The sequence below is a fragment of the Microbacterium hominis genome (assembly GCF_013282805.1).
GTDB lineage: Bacteria > Actinomycetota > Actinomycetes > Actinomycetales > Microbacteriaceae > Microbacterium > Microbacterium hominis_B.
This window is the reverse complement of record NZ_CP054038.1, coordinates 2,549,252-2,568,433: the sequence shown is the minus strand read 5'-3', so window position 1 is coordinate 2,568,433 and position 19,182 is coordinate 2,549,252. Positions and strand designations below refer to the sequence as shown.

Annotated in this window: 20 protein-coding genes and 1 riboswitch; of the genes, 9 read left to right on the top strand and 11 right to left on the bottom strand. The window is 72.3% G+C overall.

Features of this window, described 5'->3' with window-relative positions:
• Positions 1–17 precede the first annotated feature (17 nt).
• From HQM25_RS11680 to HQM25_RS11655, 6 genes are all read right to left on the bottom strand, one after another.
• Positions 18–827, bottom strand: a complete 810-nt coding sequence (locus HQM25_RS11680) for an ATP-binding cassette domain-containing protein (protein ID WP_172990384.1) — start codon at positions 825–827, stop codon at positions 18–20.
• Complete coding sequence (locus tag HQM25_RS11675; RefSeq protein WP_172990383.1) at positions 824–1,612, bottom strand: ATP-binding cassette domain-containing protein; 789 nt, start codon at positions 1,610–1,612, stop codon at positions 824–826. Before HQM25_RS11675 ends, HQM25_RS11680 begins: the two co-directional genes overlap by 4 nt.
• On the bottom strand, positions 1,609–2,499 hold the full coding sequence (locus tag HQM25_RS11670; RefSeq protein WP_172990382.1) for an ABC transporter permease: 891 nt from the start codon (positions 2,497–2,499) through the stop codon (positions 1,609–1,611). Before HQM25_RS11670 ends, HQM25_RS11675 begins: the two co-directional genes overlap by 4 nt.
• Complete coding sequence (locus HQM25_RS11665) at positions 2,496–3,446, bottom strand: ABC transporter permease (RefSeq protein WP_172990381.1); 951 nt, start codon at positions 3,444–3,446, stop codon at positions 2,496–2,498. Before HQM25_RS11665 ends, HQM25_RS11670 begins: the two co-directional genes overlap by 4 nt.
• On the bottom strand, positions 3,443–4,954 hold the full coding sequence (locus tag HQM25_RS11660; protein WP_172990380.1) for an ABC transporter substrate-binding protein: 1,512 nt from the start codon (positions 4,952–4,954) through the stop codon (positions 3,443–3,445). The genes HQM25_RS11665 and HQM25_RS11660 overlap by 4 nt, the downstream gene beginning before the upstream one ends.
• Positions 4,955–5,100: 146 nt before the next feature.
• Positions 5,101–6,039 (bottom strand): alpha/beta fold hydrolase, encoded by a 939-nt coding sequence (locus tag HQM25_RS11655; protein WP_172990379.1) that lies wholly within the window; start codon positions 6,037–6,039, stop codon positions 5,101–5,103.
• Between the two features lie 71 nt (positions 6,040–6,110).
• Between HQM25_RS11655 and HQM25_RS11650 the strand changes: the two genes are divergently transcribed.
• Genes HQM25_RS11650 through HQM25_RS11640 form a run of 3 tightly spaced genes read left to right on the top strand, consistent with a single transcriptional unit; the run spans position 6,111 to position 7,902 of the window.
• Positions 6,111–6,620, top strand: coding sequence for a carboxymuconolactone decarboxylase family protein (locus HQM25_RS11650; RefSeq protein ID WP_172990378.1), 510 nt, complete (start codon positions 6,111–6,113; stop codon positions 6,618–6,620).
• Complete coding sequence (locus HQM25_RS11645; protein ID WP_254359304.1) at positions 6,617–7,366, top strand: tyrosine-protein phosphatase; 750 nt, start codon at positions 6,617–6,619, stop codon at positions 7,364–7,366. Before HQM25_RS11650 ends, HQM25_RS11645 begins: the two co-directional genes overlap by 4 nt.
• A 59-nt stretch (positions 7,367–7,425) precedes the next feature.
• The gene (locus HQM25_RS11640) at positions 7,426–7,902 is read left to right on the top strand and encodes an SIP domain-containing protein (protein ID WP_172990377.1); all 477 of its coding nucleotides are present in this window, start codon (positions 7,426–7,428) and stop codon (positions 7,900–7,902) included.
• Positions 7,903–7,926: 24 nt separating this feature from the next.
• On the opposite strand, the gene HQM25_RS11635 is transcribed toward HQM25_RS11640, so the two are convergent.
• From HQM25_RS11635 to HQM25_RS11620, 4 genes are all read right to left on the bottom strand, one after another.
• Positions 7,927–8,385 carry a Fe-S oxidoreductase gene (locus tag HQM25_RS11635; protein ID WP_172990376.1) on the bottom strand — a complete coding sequence of 153 codons (459 nt, stop codon included), beginning with the start codon at positions 8,383–8,385 and terminating at the stop codon, positions 7,927–7,929.
• Complete coding sequence (locus HQM25_RS11630; RefSeq protein ID WP_172990375.1) at positions 8,382–9,203, bottom strand: arginase family protein; 822 nt, start codon at positions 9,201–9,203, stop codon at positions 8,382–8,384. Before HQM25_RS11630 ends, HQM25_RS11635 begins: the two co-directional genes overlap by 4 nt.
• Before the next feature lie 103 nt (positions 9,204–9,306).
• On the bottom strand, positions 9,307–10,047 hold the full coding sequence (locus tag HQM25_RS11625) for a PspA/IM30 family protein (RefSeq protein WP_172990374.1): 741 nt from the start codon (positions 10,045–10,047) through the stop codon (positions 9,307–9,309).
• A 63-nt stretch (positions 10,048–10,110) separates the two neighbouring features.
• Positions 10,111–12,135 carry a TPM domain-containing protein gene (locus HQM25_RS11620; RefSeq protein ID WP_172990373.1) on the bottom strand — a complete coding sequence of 675 codons (2,025 nt, stop codon included), beginning with the start codon at positions 12,133–12,135 and terminating at the stop codon, positions 10,111–10,113.
• A gap of 150 nt (positions 12,136–12,285) precedes the next feature.
• Here HQM25_RS11620 and HQM25_RS11615 point away from each other — a divergent pair, with 150 nt between their 5' ends.
• From HQM25_RS11615 to HQM25_RS11590, 6 genes are all read left to right on the top strand, one after another.
• Positions 12,286–13,134, top strand: a complete 849-nt coding sequence (locus tag HQM25_RS11615; protein WP_172990372.1) for a DUF3097 family protein — start codon at positions 12,286–12,288, stop codon at positions 13,132–13,134.
• A gap of 81 nt (positions 13,135–13,215) precedes the next feature.
• Complete coding sequence (trmB, locus tag HQM25_RS11610) at positions 13,216–13,881, top strand: tRNA (guanosine(46)-N7)-methyltransferase TrmB (RefSeq protein WP_217275221.1); 666 nt, start codon at positions 13,216–13,218, stop codon at positions 13,879–13,881.
• Between the two features lie 131 nt (positions 13,882–14,012).
• A complete protein-coding gene (locus HQM25_RS11605; RefSeq protein WP_172991640.1) occupies positions 14,013–15,266 on the top strand; it encodes an MFS transporter in 1,254 nt (417 codons plus the stop codon).
• Position 15,267: 1 nt separating this feature from the next.
• On the top strand, positions 15,268–16,149 hold the full coding sequence (locus tag HQM25_RS11600; protein WP_172990370.1) for a CPBP family intramembrane glutamic endopeptidase: 882 nt from the start codon (positions 15,268–15,270) through the stop codon (positions 16,147–16,149).
• Between the two features lie 63 nt (positions 16,150–16,212).
• A riboswitch (guanidine-III (ykkC-III) riboswitch) is annotated at positions 16,213–16,277 on the top strand.
• A gap of 10 nt (positions 16,278–16,287) precedes the next feature.
• Positions 16,288–16,608, top strand: a complete 321-nt coding sequence (locus tag HQM25_RS11595) for a DMT family transporter (RefSeq protein ID WP_172990369.1) — start codon at positions 16,288–16,290, stop codon at positions 16,606–16,608.
• A gap of 91 nt (positions 16,609–16,699) precedes the next feature.
• The gene (locus HQM25_RS11590; protein WP_172990368.1) at positions 16,700–17,260 is read left to right on the top strand and encodes a manganese efflux pump MntP; all 561 of its coding nucleotides are present in this window, start codon (positions 16,700–16,702) and stop codon (positions 17,258–17,260) included.
• 55 nt (positions 17,261–17,315) lie between these two features.
• Here HQM25_RS11590 and HQM25_RS11585 read toward each other — a convergent pair whose 3' ends face one another.
• Positions 17,316–19,175, bottom strand: coding sequence for a glycosyl hydrolase family 18 protein (locus HQM25_RS11585; protein WP_217275143.1), 1,860 nt, complete (start codon positions 19,173–19,175; stop codon positions 17,316–17,318).
• Positions 19,176–19,182: the final 7 nt, after the last annotated feature.

The window sequence follows — 19,182 nt, the reverse complement described above, 5'->3', positions numbered from 1 at the left end:
TCGGCGATGCCCGACACTCATCCCTGCGGCGCGGCGCCGGGATCGATCACCGGGATCGAGGCGAGCAGACGCCGCGTGTAGGCCACCTGGGGCTGCAGGAGCACCTTCTCGGTCGGCCCCTCCTCGACGACGCGGCCGTCCTTCATCACGACCACGTCATCGCACAGGTTCTGGACCACCCCGATGTCGTGCGACACCAGCAGAAGGGTGAGGCCGTCGCGCGCGCGCAGCGCGGCGAGCAGCTCCAGGATCTGGGCGCGCACGGTCACATCGAGCGCCGACAGCGGCTCATCGCCCACGAGCAGGCGGGGGCGATGGGCGATGGCGCGGGCGATCGCGATGCGCTGACGCTGACCTCCGGAGAACTCGTGCGGGAAGCGCTCGGCCATCTCCGGCTCCAGGCCGACGTCGGCGAGCACCTCGTGCACGCGCGCGCGGCGGTCGTCGGCGATGCCGAGGGCCCACAGCGGCTCGGCGACGATCCTCCCCACGCTCATCCGCGGGTCCAGCGACGCATACGGGTCCTGGAAGACGATCCCGGTGTCCCGCCGCAGCCAGTGCAGTGCCGACGCGCGAGCGCGGGCATCGACGGCTCGCCCGTCGAAGGTCACCGCGCCGGACGTGGGGGTGTCCAGACCCAGGAGCAGGCGCACGAGCGTCGACTTGCCCGAGCCGGACTCGCCGATGATGCCCACGGCCGAGCCCTCGCGCACATCGATGTCGGCATCCTCGAGGGCGGTGGAGTGGGCGCGGCGCTCGAACAGCGTGCGCCGGGGGACGGGGAAGCGCCGCGTGAGGCCGCGGGCGCTCAGCAGCACGTCGCTCACGGCGCACCTCCCGGCTTCCAGAGGGTGGCCGTCGCATCGCGCAGGAGCCCCTGGGTGACGGGCGAGGCCGGGGCGCGCAGCAGCGTCGACACCGGTGCGCTCTCGACGACCTCGCCGTGCTCGAGCACGACCCCGTGCGTGGCGATCTGCGACAGCACGGCCAGGTCGTGCGTGATGAACACGAGCGACATGCCGTCGCGCTCGGCGAGCTCGAGCAGCAGTGCGAGGATCTCGGCCTGGATCGTGACATCGAGCGCGGTGGTCGGCTCGTCGGCGATGAGCAGCTGCGGGCGGCAGGCGAGGGCCATCGCGATCGCGACGCGCTGACGCTGGCCGCCCGAGAGCTGGTGCGGGTAGCGGGCGACGATGCGCTCGGGATCGGGGAGCGCGACCCGTGCCGCCTCCTCGACGGCCCGTGCGGCGGCCGCGGCGCGCGAGAGGCCCTGGTGGATGCGCACGGACTCGGCGATCTGGCGGCCGACGGCACGGATGGGGTTGAGTGCGGTGCGCGGCTCCTGGAAGACGATGCCGATCTCGTCGCCGCGCAGCCGGGCGAGCTCGCGGTCGGGGAGCCCCAGGATCTCGCGCCCGTTCCACCGGATGCTCCCGGTGGCGCTCGCGTCGTCGGGGAGGAGTCCGAGCACCGCGAGGGCGGTGAGCGACTTGCCCGACCCCGATTCGCCGATGAGACCCACGCGGGCGCCGTCGGGCACCGAGAACGAGATCCCGTCGACCACGCGCCGGCCGTCGATCTCGATGACGAGGTCGGTCACGTCGAGGCTCATGCGACGACCTCCGGCACGTGCGCGCGCGCCGCCCGCGCACGGGGCGTGCGCGACAGCGTGGGATCGGTCGCCTCGCGCAGCCCGTCGCCGAGGAGATTCAGCCCCAGCACCGTGAGGGTGATCGCCAGTCCGGGCCAGAGCGCCGACAGCGGGTACACGGTGAGGAACTGCTGGAGCTCTGCCAGCAGCAGCCCCCACGACGGCTCGGTGACCGGCGCGCCGAAGCCCAGGTACGACAGGCCGGCCTCGGCGAGCACGGCGACCGCCATCGCCCAGGACAGCTGCACGATGAACACCGGCGCGATGTTCGGCAGGAGATGGCGCGTGAGGTTGCGGATCGGGCCGAGACCGGCCGCGCGCCCGGCGAGCACGAAGTCGCTGTGCAGAACGCGGCGCAACTCCGGACGGGTCACGCGGGCGACGTTGACGCCGAATCCGATGCCCACCGACCACACGACCACCGCGAGCGATCCGCCCCAGACCGCGGAGATCATCATCGCGATGATGAGCACGGGGAACGCGATGAGGATGTCGACCAGCACCGCCACGGACTCGCGCAGCCACCGGGCGGTGAGGGCGCCGAGGGCGGCCAGCGTCACGCCGATGACCGTTGCCACCGCTCCGGCGCCGACCGCGACGACCACCGTGGTCCGGGAGCCTGCCATCAGCAGGCTGAGGATGTCGCGCCCGGACCCGTCGGTGCCGAGCAGGTGCGGCCAGCCGGGCGGCAGCCAGCGGTTCGGGATGTCGACCTGCTGCGGGGGGAAGGGCGTCCACACCAGCGAGACCGCGGCTGTGGCGACCACCACGGCGACCACGATGAGGCCGAAGCGCCCCGTCGAGAGGTGCCACAGCCGTGCGAGCCACGACGGTCGCCGCCCGCTCACGCCGTCTCCCGTTGACGCGGGTCGATCGCCCGATGCAGCAGATCGACGAAGAATCCGACCACGAGCACGAACCCCGTGAGGGCGAGCAGCTCGCCCTGCACCTTGGGCAGATCACGCGCATCCACGTCGCTGACCAGCATCCTCCCGATCCCCGGCAGCGAGAACAGCTGCTCGATCACGACCGCGCCGACGATGATGCCGGCCACCTGCAGACCGAGCACCGAGATGACCGAGAGGCCGACGTTGGGGAGGCCGTGACGCAGCAGGGCCGTGGTGCGCGTGAGCCCCTTGGCCGCCGCGGTGCGCACGTAGTCCTGGCCGATCGCCTGCAGGGTCGCGCTGCGGACGAACCTCAGGAGCATCGCCCCCTCGACGATGCCGATCGTCAGCGCCGGGAGCAGGAGGGCCCGCACGGCTGCGCCCGGGTCGGTCCATCCCGCGCGCGGGAACCCCTGCGCGGGGAGCCAGCCCAGCCAGACGGCGAACACGACCACGAGCATCATGCCGGCCCACACCACGGGCACGGCTGCCACGGCCTGGGCTCCGACGCTCAGTGCGGTGCCGTCCGCGCGACCGCGGTGCAGTGCCGAGATCACCCCGAGCGGCACGCTGAACAGGAGGGCGATCGTGAGCGAGAGCACGCCGAGCGGGATGGTGACCTGCGCCTTCTCGGCCAGTTCGCCCGCCACGGACGAGCCGGTCAGCAGCGACGTGCCGAGGTCGCCGCGCAGCACCCCGCCGATCCACTGGGCGTACTGTGCGGGCAGTGGCTGGTTCAGACCCAGCTCCTCACGCAGCGCGGCGACCTGCGCGGGCGAGCCGCCGACGCCGGCGATGAGCTGCGCCACGTCGCCGGGCAGCACCCGCAGCGTGGTGAAGATGAGCACGCTGGCCACGAACAGGCCCAGCACCAGCAGGGCCAGTCGGGTCAGCGTGTACCGGATCACCCGTCGCTCTTGGCCAGTTCGGCGAGGTTCAGTCGCTCGTTGACGTTGTCCTCCGGCATCCCGGAGATGTTCGCGCCGACCGCGACGACCGAGGCGCCCGTGAACAGCCAGTCGCCGCCCGCGTCCTCCGACACGATGCGCGCGGCCTCGGCGAGCAGCTCGGCGGCCGCGGCGTCGTCGGTGGCGGCGAGTGACTGCGCGTAGAGGTCCTGCACTTCGGCGTTGTCGTACGTGAAGTAGTACTCGGGGTTGGCCCAGTTCTCGAAGTCGCGCGCCTCGGTGTGCAGCACGAAGCTGAGATCGTAGTCCTTGTTCGTGTACACATCGGTGAGCCAGGTCGAGAAGTCGACCGACTGCACGTTCAAGGTGATGCCCACCTCGTTCAGATCGCTCACGAGCACCTGCGCGATGGTCGTCGAGTAGAAGCTCGGGATCGTCAGCGACAGCTCGAGGTCCTCGGCGTCGGCGTCGGCGAGGAGCTCCCGGGCCGCGTCGGGGTCGTAGGGGGCGACGTCGCTGAGGTCTTCGTAGCCCGGATCGAGCTCGGGGATCGGGCCGAACTGGGTGGTGCCCGAGCCGAGCGCCTCGACGAGCGCGTCGTGATCGATCGCCTGGCGGATCGCCTGGCGCACCCGCTCGTCGGCGAGGAGGCTCTCCTCGGTCTGGTTGAACGCGAGGGTGCCCTTGTCGGTGGACAGGCCGAGCACCAGGGCGAAGTCGCCGGTCGCCTCGATCTGCTCGCGCAGGTTCGCATCGAACCCGGTCACGACGTCGACCTCGCCGGCGAGCGCGGCGTTCATGGCGGCCTGGTTGTCGGGGATGTAGTCGAACACCACTTCGCCCACCCCCGCGGCCTCGCCCCAGTAGGCGTCGTTGCGCGCGAACGTGATGCTGTCGCCCTGCCGCCAGTCCTCCAGCACGAACGGTCCGGTGCCGTTCGCGTCGGTCTGATAGTCGACGGTGTCGCCCTCTTTGAGCACGATGCCCGCGCGACCGGTGAGGTTCCACAGCAGGCTCGAGTCCGGTGCGGTGAGGGTGAGGGTGATGACCTGGCCCTCCGCGGCGATCGTGGCGACGTTGGCGAGGCGCGCGGAATCGCGCCACTCCGCGGTGGCCTTTCGGGTCTGCAGCGACCACACGACATCCTGCGGCGTCAGGGCCCGACCGTCGTGGAACGTCACGCCCTCGCGGAGCGTGAAGGTGTAGGTGAGGCCGTCGTCGGACACCGTGAAGTCGCTGGCCAGCGCCGGCACGATCTCCTGGTCGGGCGTGCGCGAGACCAGTCCCTGGTAGATGTTGTCGACCAGGATCTGGTCGAGGGCGGCGCCGGCGGTCTGGCGGATGTCGAGGTTGCCGGGCTCCAGCACCAGGCGGATCGCCACCGAGGCGTCGGGGTCGGGCTCGCCGGTGCCGGTCGGGGCGGGCGAGTCGCCGGCCGAGCACGACGCGAGGAGGAGGGCGCTCGCGGCCAGGAGGGAGGACGCGGCGAGAGCTGTGCGGCGGAGCATGGGGGTCCTTTCGGAGGGGCGGTCCGCGTTGCTGCGCGAACACGCTGCCCCCTGGGGGTGGGGGCAGGAAGATCCGGTGCGACCACCCAGCCTAGAAGCTGGCGGGCCGTCCGACCGCACCTGCGACCTGAAACGCAACGGAACCGTCATCCCTTCCCGACGAGCGCGGACACGAACCGGCCGAGCGCGGCCGGCTGCTCCTCCTGCACGTTGTGTCCCGATGCCATGACGGTGAGGGATGCCGCGGGCAGGCGTCGCGCGAATTCCTCGGCGTCGGCATCGGTCACGTAGCCGCGGTCGCCGCGGACGAGGGTCACCGGCGCCGCGACGCCGGCGAGGTCGTCCCACCCGGATGCGCCGAGCACCGACGACACCGCGTCCTGCTCGTGCGCGGCGGCGGCGGCCCGCGCCGGATCGGCCGCCATCGCGGCGGCGAGATGGGCGAAGTGGTGCTTCCACTCCACCCGTCCGTCGGGGCGGATGCGCGAGTTGAGGTGCACGCCGCGCTCGGCGGCGGCGCGCGAGCCGCCCAGTCCGAACGACAGGGCGCGGTCGACGAGCTCGGAGCGGTCGGCCCAATCGGTCGGTCCCGCGAAGAACTCCCTGATCTGGGTGGGGCCGGCGTTCGGATCGACGCCGGGCGTGATGTCGATGACCACGAGCGCGTCGACCAGGTCGGGGCGGGAGGCCGCGACCGCCGCCGCCGTCAGGCCCCCGAGCGACTGCCCGACCAGCACCTGGGGACGATCGGTCCACGCCGCCATTCCGGTCACCACGTCGGGGGCGAGCACGCGCGCCACATACGCCGCATCGTCTCGCCAGCTCGAATCCCCGTGTCCGGGGAGGTCGATGGCCAGCGCGGGCAGCCCGAGCGCGAGGACGGTCGTGTCCCAGGTGTGCGCGTTCAGGCCCGCGCCGTGCAGGAAGGTGACCTGCGGGGGTGCCTCGCCCCAGCGCAGGCCGCTGAGGACGCGGCCGTCCCCCAGCTCCAGGCCCACCCGCTCACCGCGGGGGAGGGGGCCGTCGACGCCGATGTCGGCCGCCTGGGCGGGCAGGAAGGAGAACTCGTCGAGGGGTTCGCTCACCCGCCCATTCTGACCCACTCGGGGCCGCGCCGAACGGCCCGCCGCGCACAGCGACTCGATAGCCTGACGGCATGAGCGATCACGCCCGCGTGCACCTGTCCCGTTCCGCCCCGGACGCCTACAAGACCCTCGCGGCGTTCTCGAAGACGGTCGGGTCGATCGCGGCCGAGGCGGGCATCGAACCGCGCCTGAAGGAGCTCGTGCAGATCCATGCCTCTCAGCTCAACGGCTGCGCCTACTGCGTGCGCGTGCACGTCGAGCGGGCGACCGCCGCCGGGATCACCGCCGACGTCATCGCCCAGCTGCCCGTCTGGCGGGAGTCGGGGGTGTTCACCGATCGCGAGCGCGCCGCTCTCGAGCTCGCCGAGGCCTACGTGTACATCCATGAGGAGGGCGTGTCCGAGGAGGTGTACGACCTGGTCGGCGGCATCCTCTCCGAGCCGGAGTACGTCGCACTCAGCTGGATCCTGGTGTCGATCAACGCCTTCAACCGGGTGGCGATCGCGGGTCGCTACAGCGTGCCCCCGCGCGACGACCTCGCCGGCGAGGATCGCGACGCCGCGGCGGGGCGCGCGTGGTGACCGCCGAGGCCGCCGCCGAACCCCTGGCCCCCGATCCCGTCGTCTCGGGGGCGGTGAACTTCCGCGACACCGGCGGGCTTCCGGCCGGGTCGTCGCGCACCCGGGCGGGGGTCCTGTTCCGGTCGGGCAACCTCGCCCACCTCGATGACCACGGCGCGGCCGCGATCGCCGGGCTCGGCATCCGCCGCATCATCGACCTGCGCGCCGACGAGGAGGTCGCCTACGCCCCGAGCCGGGTCGGCGGAGTGGATGCCGTCACCCAGCGCGTTCCGCTGTTCCTCGGTTCGGTCGCATCGTTCTTCGACGATGACATTTCGCTCGCCGAGATGTACCGCCGCCTGGTCGAGGACTCTTCGGCCGGTGTGGTCGAGGTCGTGCGCGGCATCCTCGCCGATCAGCCCGTGCTGGTGCACTGCACGGTGGGCAAGGACCGCACGGGCGTGACCATCGCGCTCGCGCTGTCGGCCGCCGGCGCCGACTCCGACGCGGTCGTCGCCGACTACGCCCGCACCGAGGGTCTGCTGCCGCAGTGGCGCAACCGGCGCGTGCTCGCCCACCTGCGGAGCCTGCACCCGGGGGCGGTGCACCTGGAGGATCTGGCGTGCAAGTCGCCGGCTCCGGTCATGCGCGGACTGCTCGACGGCGTGACCGCGGCGTACGGGTCGGCCTCCGACTACCTGCGCGCGCACGGTCTCGCCGACGACGAGCTGCGGGAGCTGCGCCGGGTGCTCGTGGTCGCACCGTGACGTTCGACGCCGGGTGAGGTTAGGCAACCCTATTCTTCGGGCGTATACTGGGGGTCGTCATGACCTCCACCGCCCCGCACCCCACCGCGCACAGCGCCGCCGCCTGCCGCGCGTCGCGGCACACCCGCGCGCAGCACCTGATCACGGCGGACGAGTCGTCGCTGGCCGAACTCGAGGCGCTGCTGGCGACCCTGCCGATCTGCTCGACCGGCCGCGTGTTCGTCGAGGTCCCGGATGCCTCGTGGCACGGTGCGATCAGCGCGCCCAGTCGCATGACGGTGACCTGGCTCGACCGATCGCAGCGCAGCGGAGCCCCCGGCACCGGTCGCTCCTGCGCCGTCGGGGAGGCCCTCTCCCGTGCGGTCAGCGCGTGGGCCGACGAGATGCTCTGCGAGCACGACGACGCCACGCGCATCCACCTGCTGGGCGGCTTCCTCGGCACGGCCGACATCGTCGACCACCTCACGGGCCGGCTCGGCGTCGCCGCGGAGCGCATCCACGCCCCCGAGCGCTTCGGTCTCGCCGTCGGTCGCTGAGGCCCGCAGGCTCAGCGGCGCGCGTCAGGCTTGCCGTCGCGGCACGTAGTTGCCGTCGGCGAGGCCCGCCTCGATCTCGAAGCGGTTGCGCAGCGGGTTTCGCCCCGCGAGCAGGTAGAGCAGAGGCATGAGCAGGCCGTAGCGCCGCCACTGCCGCGCGTGCACGGCCTCGTGGCGCAGCAGCCGCGCGGTCACCGGCGCATCACCGGTCAGGAAGCATCCGCCCGCGCACACCCCGCCGCGGGGGAACGTCCACGACGGCATCCCGCGGAACACCCACAGCCCGTCGCGCCGTTCGACGCGGCCCGTGCTCCACAGCGAGCCCCAGATCCAGCCGACCGTCGTCCCGTACAGGTAGCCGACGCGGCTGACGGGGGAGTCCAGGAGCACGCCGGGGATGAGGCGGTCCAGGCGCGCCCCGCGCGCCACCGCGCGCTCGGCCTCCTCGCGCCATCCGGTCGGGGGCTCCGGGATGGGGCTCACGCGAGCGCTCCCACGATGCGCAGGATCGCACCGAGGTCGTCGACGGCGGCCGCGGGCGACGAGGGCGCGAAGCCGCTCAGGCTCGCACCGGCCAGCGGGGTGGACGCGCGCACGCGGGCGATGGATGCCACGAGGTCGGCGACGCCGACGCCGAAGGGCACCGACGTGGTGACACCCGACATCGCGGTGGGATCGAGCACGTCGAGATCGACGTGGATGTGCACGGCGGCGGCCCCCGTCGCCGAGACGGCGGCGGCCAGCGCGTCGTGGTCGCTGAGTGCGGCGGCCGCGACCATGCGCAGGCCGAGCGCGCCGATCGCCTCCTCCTCGGCGGGGTCGATGTCGCGGGCCCCGCCGAGCACGGCCCGCTCGGGCGGCACGGCCGCCTCGCCGAGTGTCAGACCCGGCGCCCCGTGGCCGAGCACGGCGCGCAGCGCCATCCCCGCGAAGGCGCCCGAGGGGCTTGAGTCCGGAGAATGCAGGTCGGCGTGGGCGTCGAGCCAGAGCACGGCGAGATCGCGTTCCCGCGCGGCCGATCGGGCGACCGCCCCCACCGCCACCCCGCAGTCGCCGCCGATCACGAGCGACGGCTCGGGGTGGAGGGCGAGTTCCGCGTCGACGAGGTCGCGGATGCGCCGCAGCGCGCTGTAGCGGCGCACGCCCGTGTCGACCGACTCGCCCGCCTCGAGCGGCACGTCGATGCGCGTGCACGACGAGCGCGGCAGATCTCCGGCGATGGCGTCGGCGCCATCGAGCAGCTGCATCGCACGGGACGATCTGGACCCCTGCCACTGCGGAACAACGACGAAGCGCGTCATCTGCTCATCCTCCCTCACCAGGGCCGGCAACGGCACCACCTCCGCGCCACCGCGGGTGCGGCGGCACGGAGGGGGTGTGCGAACGCGGTCCGAGCGCCGGTCGTCACTGCCCGATCGCGGGAGTGGCGGGCGAGCCGCCGGTCTTCAGCGCGGCCAGTCGCGCCTCGACCTCGGTGAGCTCGCCCATGTCCTCGAGCTGGTTGAACTGCGCGTCGAGGGTGGATGCCGCGAGCTCCTGCTTTCCGGCGGCCAGGGCCTCCTGCCGGCGCACCTTGTCCTCGAAGCGGCCGAGCTCGCTGGTGGGGTCGAGCACGTCGATCGACTTCACCGCGTCGTGCACCTTGTTCTGGGCCTCGGCGACCTTCGCGCGCGACAGCAGCTCGGCCCGCTTGGACCGGAGCTGGTCGAGCTTCTGCTTCATGCCGTTGAGGCCGTCCTTGAGCTTCTCGACGACCTCGGTCTGCGCGGCGATGGTGGGGGCGATCGTCTTCGCCTCGTTCTCCTCGCTGATCTGTCGCTGGAGCGCGATCTTGGCGAGGTTGTCGAACTTGTCGGCGTCGGCGGTGTTGCCCACCGCGCGCAGCTCGTCGGCCTTGCGGCTGGCCGCGAGCGCCTTGCTGCCCCACTCGGCCGCCGCCTGCACGTCCTCCTGGTGGTCGCGCTCGAGCAGCCGCAGATTGCCGATGGTCTCGGCGATGGCCGACTCGGCATCGGCGATGCTGTTGGTGTAGTCGCGCACGAGCTGGTCGAGCATCTTCTGGGGGTCTTCGGCCTGGTCGATCAGGGCGTTGACGTTCGCCTTGATGAGTGTGGAGATGCGACCGAAGATGGACTGCTTCGCCATCGGGTTTCCTTTCTTCCGGACGGTTGTGGATGGATCGAGGGTTCGTGGTCGGGGTGGGGTCCGTCAGAAGCGCCCGCCGCCGCGGCGGCCCCGGGTGCCGCCGCCGCCGAAGCTCCCCGCGCTGCGGCCGCCGCGGCTTCCGCCGGAGAACCCGCCCGACGAGAAGCCGGCGGAGCGACCGCGGCTGCGCGAGGCGCCGCCACCTCCGCTCCCGAGGAGCGAGTTGATGACGATCCCGCCGAGCACCGCTCCCAGCATTCCGTCGTTCCCGCCGCCGCGCGAGGGGGCTTCCCCGAACATCCCGCCGCCCGAGAACGACGAGACGTCGCGCTGCGCCGCCTGGATCGCCTGGCCGGCCAGCTGGTCGGCGCGCTGGGCGTGCTGCAGCGCCTGCTCGGGGTCGCTCGACTGCACCTGCTGCGCGCGTACGAGCGCCGCGCCGGCCTCCGCCAGTCGCGTGCGCGCCTGTGCGCCGACCGCCCCGCGACGGGTGGTGATGAAGTCTTCGGCGGTGGACACCTGGGCCTGGGCCTGGGTCATCACCTGGCCCAGCACCTGGCGGGCTCGCGCGGCCCGCTCCTGCGCGCTGCGCGCGCCGGCGATGACGGCGTCGATCTGCTCGTTGGCCGTCTCGAGCCCCTGCAGAGCCAGGATCGGACGCGTGGCTCCGGTGAGGTTGGCGCGGGCTGCGTCGACCTGCTGGCGCACCGCGGTCACGGCGGCGGCGATGCGACCGTCGGCGTCGGGCAGGGCGCCGGCGGCGGCCACGTCCTGCTCGAGCTCCGCGAGGAGCGCAGCGGCGCCCTGCTCGGCTGCCGCGAGGTCGGCTCCCAGCTTGCCGACGGCGGCGGTCAGCACGCCCGCCTGGGCGACGGCCTCTTCGGCGGCGCGGATGCCGACGGCCGCCTGCCCGCCGTCGCCCGCGTCGATCGCCGACCGTGCGGCGCCGAGCTGGGCGTCGGCGAAGGCCAGGCGCTCGTTCGCCTGATCCGGGTTGTCGGCGACGGTCGCCAGCGCGTCGGCGGCGTACTTCGGCGTGAGCGCCGCGAGGGTCGTTCGGGCGGGCTCGATGCCCGCGCCCGCGGCCTGGCGGGCGGCCTCGACGCGGGCGAGGGCCGCGGGCGCGTCCTTCTCGAGCTCGCGGAGCTCGTCGAAGGCCTCCGCCTTGGCGTCGAGCTCGGCGTCGGACTGTGCGCACAGCTCGATGATCCGGCCGTTCCACTCGCGCACCTGCGCCTCGGTGTCAGGGACCTCGTCGTCGAGCTGCTGCTGAAGGGTGAATGCCTCGTCGAGGTTCGCGCGCGCCGTCGCGAGCGCGCCGGCGAACTCCACGGTGGCGTCATCGCCGAACTGAGCGCGGGCGAAACCGAGCTCCTGCTCGCTCGTCTTGATCGCGTCGTCGGCGGCGATGAGCGCGGAGGCGGCCTGACGCGCCAGTTCCGCCGTCGGAACCTGCGGTGCGGCGGGTTGCCCGGGCCCGGCGACAGCGCCCGCGGCGGGACGCTTCGCGCGCCGCGATCGGGCGACGAGCCACACGATGACGGCGATCGCCACGAGCACCCCGACGATCACGAGCAGCGCGGCGAAGCCGCCGCTGCCGCTGCCGCCGGCTCCGGTCCCGAGCTCGGCCTCGAAGCCGTCGGCGGCGGCATCCACCGCGCCCGCGAAGTCGCCGTCGCTGAGCGACGGGCGGATGTCGGATTCGACCTGGAGCAGTGCCTCGTCGCTCATGGGACCCGAGGTGTCGGCCGAGATGTAGTACTGGCGGCCGTCGACGGAGACGGCGAGGAGGTACTGGCTCGGACCGAGACCGTTGAGCGCGGCGACCTCGTCCGCCCACTCCTGGCTGTTCGCGGGGTCGGTGAACGTGTCGACGAACACGACGTAGAGGTCGGCACCGGTGGCGGCGAGCGTCTCCTCGAGCCGAGCCTGTGCCGCGGCCTCCTCGCCGGCATCCAGCACATCGGCCTGATCCACGACGTACCCGGTGCCGAGGTCCACCGGCGGCGTGGCCACGGCGGCGGTGGCTCCGGCGGCGAGGGCGAGCCCGATCGCCGCAGCCGTCGCGGCGGTCCAGCGCACGCGCATGCTTCCCCTCCCTCGGAGCCGCCCGGGCCCCATCCCTCCGGCGAGTCTATTCAGGGTGGAAGACACCGCATAGGGGAACCCTGGGCGGCGGCGGGTCCTGCACGCCGCCGACCCGCGACCCCGGTAAAATCTTCGTCCCGGAGGACACCCATGGACGATCGCTACGGCACCGATGTGCTCGCCGCGGGCTGGCGCGAGCGCGCCGCCAAGAAGATCGCGCACGTCGAGGCCGAGACCGATCTGGTCGTGGAGGTCGCCGACGACGGCTTCTGCGGTGCGGTGGTCGTGGTCGCCCCGGGCTTCGTCGAACTCGAGGACCGGATCGGCCGTCGACGGCTCTTCCCGCTGGGGCCGGGCTTCCTGGTCGACGGCGTCGACGTGGTGCTCGTGCCCCCGAAGCCCGCCGCGCCCGCGGCATCCACTCCCCGCCGCACGGCGTCCGGATCGTTCGCCGCTCCCGATGCCCGGGCGCGCGTCGCCCGGGCCAGCCGCATCCTCGTCGAGGGCCGGCACGACGCCGAACTCGTCGAGAAGGTGTGGGGCGACGACCTGCGGGCGGAGGGCGTGGTGGTCGAGTACCTCCAGGGCATCGACCTGCTCGCCGCGATGCTCGACGACGAGCCGCCCTCGGCCGACCGGCGCTACGGAGTGCTCGTGGACCACCTCGTGCCGGGTTCCAAGGAGTCGCGCATCGCGCAGGAGATCGCGCGCGGCCGTCACGGCGCGCACGTGCTCATCGTCGGGCATCCGTGGGTGGATGTCTGGCAGTGCGTGACCCCGCGGGCGATGGGCATCCCGCGGTGGCCGGACGTGCCCCGCGGCATCGAGTACAAGGTGGGCGTGTGCCGCGCGCTCGGCTGGCCCGCCCGCGATCAGGCCGACCTCGCCCGGGCCTGGCAGCGCATCCTGGCGCGCGTGAGCTCGTACCGCGACCTCGAGCCGGCGCTCCTGGGCCGCGTGGAGGAGCTCATCGACTTCGTGACGGTGGATCAGCAATAGCCTTGACGGGTGCACGACGCCCCCGAAGAACCCCGTCGCTTCCGTGAGAAGCCCGTCTCGTTCGTCCGTCGCTCCGGGCGCATGTCCGACGCGCAGGAGCGCGCGTGGAGCGAGCTTGCGCCGCGGTTCGTGATCGCGGTGGCTCGGGATGCCGCAGCCACCAGCATCCTGCCCGAGTCCCACATCGACCCGGCGCAGACCTGGGGGCGCCCGGCGCCGCTGGTCGCCGAGATCGGCTCGGGCCAGGGGCATGCGATCGTGCACGCGGCATCCACCCGCACCGACACCGACTTCCTGGCGATCGAGGTGTTCAAGGCGGGTCTGGCGCGCACCATGCTCGACGGCGAGCGTGCGGGCGTCACGAACCTGCGGCTGGTCGAGGCGAACGCACCCGAGGTGCTCGAGCACCTGCTGCCCGAGGCATCCCTCGACGAACTGTGGGTGTTCTTCCCCGACCCGTGGCACAAGGCCAAGCACAACAAGCGGCGGCTCGTCGCCCCCGAGTTCCCGCCGCTGGCGGCGCGCGCGCTGAAGGACGGCGGGATGCTGCGCCTGGCCACAGACTGGGAGGACTACGCGCGGCAGATGCGCGAGGTGCTCGACGACGCCCCGCAGTTCGAGCGCGCGTTCCCGGGAGAGTGGGCCGAGCGGTTCGAGGGGCGCGTGGTCACCGCGTTCGAGCGCAAGGGGGCGGCGAAGGGACGCGAGATCCGCGACCTGACCTACCGCCGCGCGCCCCGGCCATGAGCGGCCCGCCGGCTCCGGACCCGGAGCGGCCCGATCCGGTCGCCCCGCCGTCGGGCGGCCCCGCGCCGGCCGCAGGCCCGGTGCCCGCCGCGGGAGCCCCGCCGGTGGCGTCGTCGCGCGACCGCTGGCGCATGCTGCGCCCCCTCGGCCACGGCGACTTCCGCAAGCTCTTCTCCGCGGTGGTGCTGTCGATCTTCGCCGCCGGCATGTGGGCGGTGGTCATGGTGTACGCGGTGATCGGGGCCGGCGGCGGACCCGTCGAGCTGTCGCTCGTGGCCGCCGCCAACGCCGTGGGTCTGCTCGCGTGCGCGATCCCGGGCGGCATCGTCGCCGATCGCGTCTCGCGGCGGCTGATCGTGCGCAGCGTCGAACTGGTCAACGCCCTCGCGGTCGGCTCGATCGTGGTGGCGGGTGCCATCGGCGAGGTCACGATCGCGCACCTCACGATCGTCGCGCTCGTGCTGGGCGCCGGCATGGGGTTCTTCTTCCCCGCGTACAGCGCATTCCTGCCTCGCATCCTCCCTCCCGAGCAGCTCCTGGCGGCGAACGGCCTGGAGGGCGCGATCAGGCCGGCGCTGCAGCAGGCGGCGGGGCCCGCGGCGGCGGGGATGCTCGTCGCGGCGCTCCTGCCGAGCCAGGCCGCCGTGGTGATCGCCCTCTCCCACTCGATCGCGTTCGTCGTGCTCCTCACCCTCGGTCCGGAGCCGGCCGGCGAGGTGGATGCCGCGGTCGCGGCATCCACTCGTCCTGTCCATCCCGTGGCGGGGGTCTTCCACGACCTCCGCGAGGCCGTGGTCTTCACGGTGCGCACACCCTGGCTGCTGTGGACGCTGCTGTACGCGACGATGTGGGTGCTCGTCTCGCTGGGGCCGCAGGAGGTGCTGCTGCCGTTCCTCGTGCGGGACCGGATCGGCGAGGACCCGCGGCTGTTCGGGTTCCTGCTCGCGGTGCTGGGCCTGGGCGGGGTCGTCGGGTCGATCGTCGTGTCGTCGATGCCGCTGCCGCGGCGCTACCTCACCACCATGAATCTCGTGTGGGGCGTGAGCACGCTCCCGTTCGTGGTGGTGGGCCTCACCGACCAGTACTGGCTGCTGCTGGTTTCGCTGTTCCTCGTCGGCTTCGGGTTCAGCTACGGCAACGTGATCTGGGGCACCCTCCTGCAGCGGCGCGTCCCACGGCATATGCTCGGTCGCGTGTCGAGCCTGGACTTCTTCGTCTCCCTGGCTCTCATGCCCGTGTCGATGGCGCTGGCCGGTCCGCTGTCGCAGATCGTCCCGGTGCCGGTGATCTTCGTCGCCGCCGGCGTGTTGCCCCTCGTCTTCGGGATCGTCGCCATCCTGGCCGCCCGCATGCCCCGTGACGAGATCGCCCACCCCCTGGACTGACATGCCCGCACATCCCGCTGCCGCCGCCCCCGTCGTCTCCCGCGTGTGGACGTGGAGCCTCGTCCCGGCGCTCCTGGTGTGCCTGGCCGCCCCCGCCTTCTTCGTGCTGCGCGTCCCCTGGGTCGGCTGGGTGCTTCTGGCGGCGGGCCTGGCCGCGGCGTGGATGCTCCGCCCGGCCGATCGCGCGGAGACCGGCATCCCTCGCCGTCCCTCCCTCGTGCGCGATCTCTCCCTCATCGCGGCGGGGCTGCTGATCGTCAGCGTCATCCCGCTCAAGGCCGAGCTCGACAACCTCGCGATCCTGCGCTTCGCCCTGGCGCTCGGGGGAGCGGTCGCGGTGCCGTACGCGATCTCCCGCTGGGTGTACCGCGACGGCGCGGATGGCCGGGGCGCGGTGCGCTTCCCCTGGCGCGGAGGCCATCGGTGGACGACGTTCCAGTGGACCTGGCTCGGCTCGGTGCTCGTGCTCGGCTGGCTGATCCTGCCGTTCTACTTCATCACCTCGGGCGTGTACCTCAACTGGCCGGTCGTGGACACGCCCGACCTCATCACGCGGCTGTTCGTGGGCGTCGGGGCGGTCGGCATCTGGGACGAGCTCTTCTTCATCTGCACGTGCTTCGCGCTGCTGCGGCGCCACTTCGTCTTCTGGCAGGCCAACATCCTGCAGGCGGTGGTGTTCGTCTCGTTCCTCTGGGAGCTCGGCTACCAGGCATGGGGGCCGCTCCTCACGATCCCGTTCGCCCTCCTGCAGGGGTTCATCTTCATGAAGACCCGCTCCCTGGCCTACGTGGTGACGGTGCATCTGCTCTTCGACGCGGTGGTCTTCCTCGTGCTGGTGCACGCGCACAACCCCGGCGCGCTCGACGGGCTGTTCCTGGTCTGAGCCTGGGGCAGGCCGCGCGCAGGTCTGCCCAGCCCCTGCCCAGGAGCCGTAGCTAGACTCGCCGGCGGATCCGCGACCGGATCCCCGGACGACGGATCAGTACCCGGTGCGCGACAAGACTGGCCAAGGAGCACAGCCATGTCGTGGGTCATCCTCATCGCGTCCGGGATCCTCGAGGCCGTCTGGGCCACCGCGCTCGGGAAGACCGAGGGCTTCACCCGCCTGTGGCCCAGCGTCGTCTTCGGCGTCGCCCTCGTCGCCAGCATGGGCGGACTCGCCTGGGCGATGCGCGACATCTCGACCGGAACCGCCTACGCCGTGTGGGTCGGCATCGGCGCGTCGCTGACGGTCGCGTACGCCATGATCACCGGCGACGAGGCGTTCTCGATCGCGAAGCTCCTGCTCATGCTGGGCCTTGTCGGCTGCGTGATCGGGCTCAAGGCCGTCGGCCACGAATAGCGCTTTCGGGGTTCCGAACCGCATTCGGGATCCCGAATCAGGCAGTCTTGACCGGCGCGCGGGAAGGGCTCCCTCGCCGGGAGGTCCCGCCGTGTCGATCGTCAATCTGCTCGTCGTGGCCGTCGGCGTCTCCGCCGACGCCTTCGCCGTGTCGCTCGCGCAGGGCGTGCGGGTGCGACGCCGCATCCACCGGGACGCCCTGCTCGTCGCGGTCACCTTCGGCTTGTTCCAGGCGCTCATGCCGCTGATCGGATGGATGCTGGGCGCGCAGTTCAGCGCTTTCATCTCGCCCGTCGACCACTGGGTCGCCTTCGGCATCCTGCTGCTGATCGGAGCGCAGATGCTGTGGGAGGCGTTCCGCGGCGGCGACGAGGAACCCGCCGAAGGGCGCATCCGCACACGGCAGCTGCTCGTGCTGGCGATCGCCACGAGCATCGACGCACTCGCCGTGGGCCTCACCTTCGCGTTCCTCGACGTGGCGATCCTCCCCGCCGTCGCCGCGATCGGCGTGGTCACCGCAGCCCTCACCTACATCGGCGTCGTGCTCGGCCACCGCGTGGGCACCCGCTTCCAGAAGCCCGCCGAGATCGTCGGCGGACTCGTGCTCATCGGCATCGGCGTGAAGGTGCTCGTCGAGCACCTCGCGGTCTGACGACGAGAGTGCCCCGGCCGCGCGAGCGACCGGGGCACCACCGGAGATCACCGGATCAGAGGCTGCAGGTGGTGACCTCCTCCCACGCGACCCACGCGCCGCCCGGGGTCTCACCCTGGGTCCACCACTTGGCCTGGTACGTGCGGGCGCTGTAGGTCACCTGCGCGCCGGCCTTGTAGGCCTGGGAGGCGCTCCAGGCCGCGGGGCAGCTCGGGGCCGTCGAGCCAGAGCAGTCGCGAACCTGCTCCCACGCGTCGTTCGTGCCGGGTGCTGCGCCCTGGATCCACCACAGCGCGCGATACTCCTTGCCGCCGTACGAGACGACCTCGCCGCCGGTGTACACCGTTCCCGCGTTCCATGCCGTCGCGGCGCAGGTGCCGGGCTCGGGTGTCGGCGTCGGGGTCGGCGTGGGCGTCGGCGTCGGGGTCGGCGTGGGCGTCGGCGTCGGGGTCGGCGTGGGCGTCGGGGTCGGCTCCGGCGTCGGGGTCGGCGTGGGCGTCACGGGTGTGGTCGACGGTCCAGTGGGCGCCGCGCGCAGTTCGTCGGCGACGAGGCCGACGAGGTCGTTGCCTCGGTCGCCGTCCAGCTCCCACCACATGCTCCCGCCGAGGCCGAGGTCTACGATGTAGTCGGCCTTCTGAGCGATCGTCTGCGGGTTGTCGTAGCTCCACCACTGGTCGCCGTTGTAGCGCCAGGCGGCGCCGACGGCGGCGTCGTAGTACTCCGTGCCGAGTGTCTTGAGCTTGTAGTAGTCCTCGTTGCCCGCTTCCCAGGTGCCGGGACCGGCGCCGGTGGCAGTGCCCCAGGCGGCCGATGAGGTGACGCCCTTCCAGCCGCGTCCGTAGGCTGCGAGCCCCACACCGAGCTGGGCGGGAGAGATCCCGGCGTTCAGGTATTCCTTGACGGCCTTGTCGACGCTGAAGCGCTCACCGGCCGGCCGCGGATCCTTCGGGTCGTCGTAGAGGTTCGCCTGGTGACCGGTCAGGCTCGGGTTCCATGCGCCGTGCAGGTCGTACCCCTGCACGTTGCCGAAGTCGAGGTCGTCGAAGATCTCGGGGTCGTTCCATCCGCCTGCCGCGATCACCGCGGGGCTCGCGGGGAGGAAGGCGCTGAGCTCGTACGGCTTTCCGGTCTGCGCCGTGAGGGCATCGAGCTGCACGCGGAACTCGTGGATCAGCGCCTTGAAGTTCGCCTTGTCGTTGGCGGTGTCGACGTGGTTGCCCTCCAGACCCGCGTTCGAGCCCGGCCACTCCCAGTCGAGGTCGATGCCGTCGAACACGCCCGCCGCGGCACCCGCGCCACCGCGACCGTCGATCATCGGGAGGTTGCCCTTGATGTAGAGGTCGATGCAGCTGGACACGAACTTCTTGCGGGTCGCATCGGTCGCCGCGGCCTTGGAGAAGTTCTTCGACCAGGTCCAGCCGCCGAGCGAGATCATGACCTTGAGATCAGGATGCTTCGCCTTCAGCTGCTTGAGCTGGTTGAAGTTGCCCGCCAGAGGCTGGTCCCACGTGTCCGTCGTGCCGGCGACCGAGTTGGTCGCGTTGTAGCCCATGCCGAAGTCGGCCCACGCGTCGCCGGCGCCGTCGGACCCGTTGGGCCCGGTGCCCTGCGCCTTGTTCGCGATGAAGCACTCGAGGGTCTGATGGTGGATGTTGCCGAAGGCGTAGTTGACGTGGGTGAGGTCGGCGGCGGCGCCGGAGGCGTCCAGCTGCCTGAGCTTGAAGTCCCGGCCGTACACGCCCCACTGCGCGAAGTAGCCGACGTTGCGGTAGCCGTTGATGCCGGCGGGGGCGGGCTCTGCCGCGGAGGCGCTCGCGGTCACGGCGACGAGGCCGCCCACCGCGAGCGTCGCGGCGGCGACGGCCGCGACGACTTTCTGCAGACCGCGGGGCGGTCGTTCCTGACGGGGCATGGCGTTC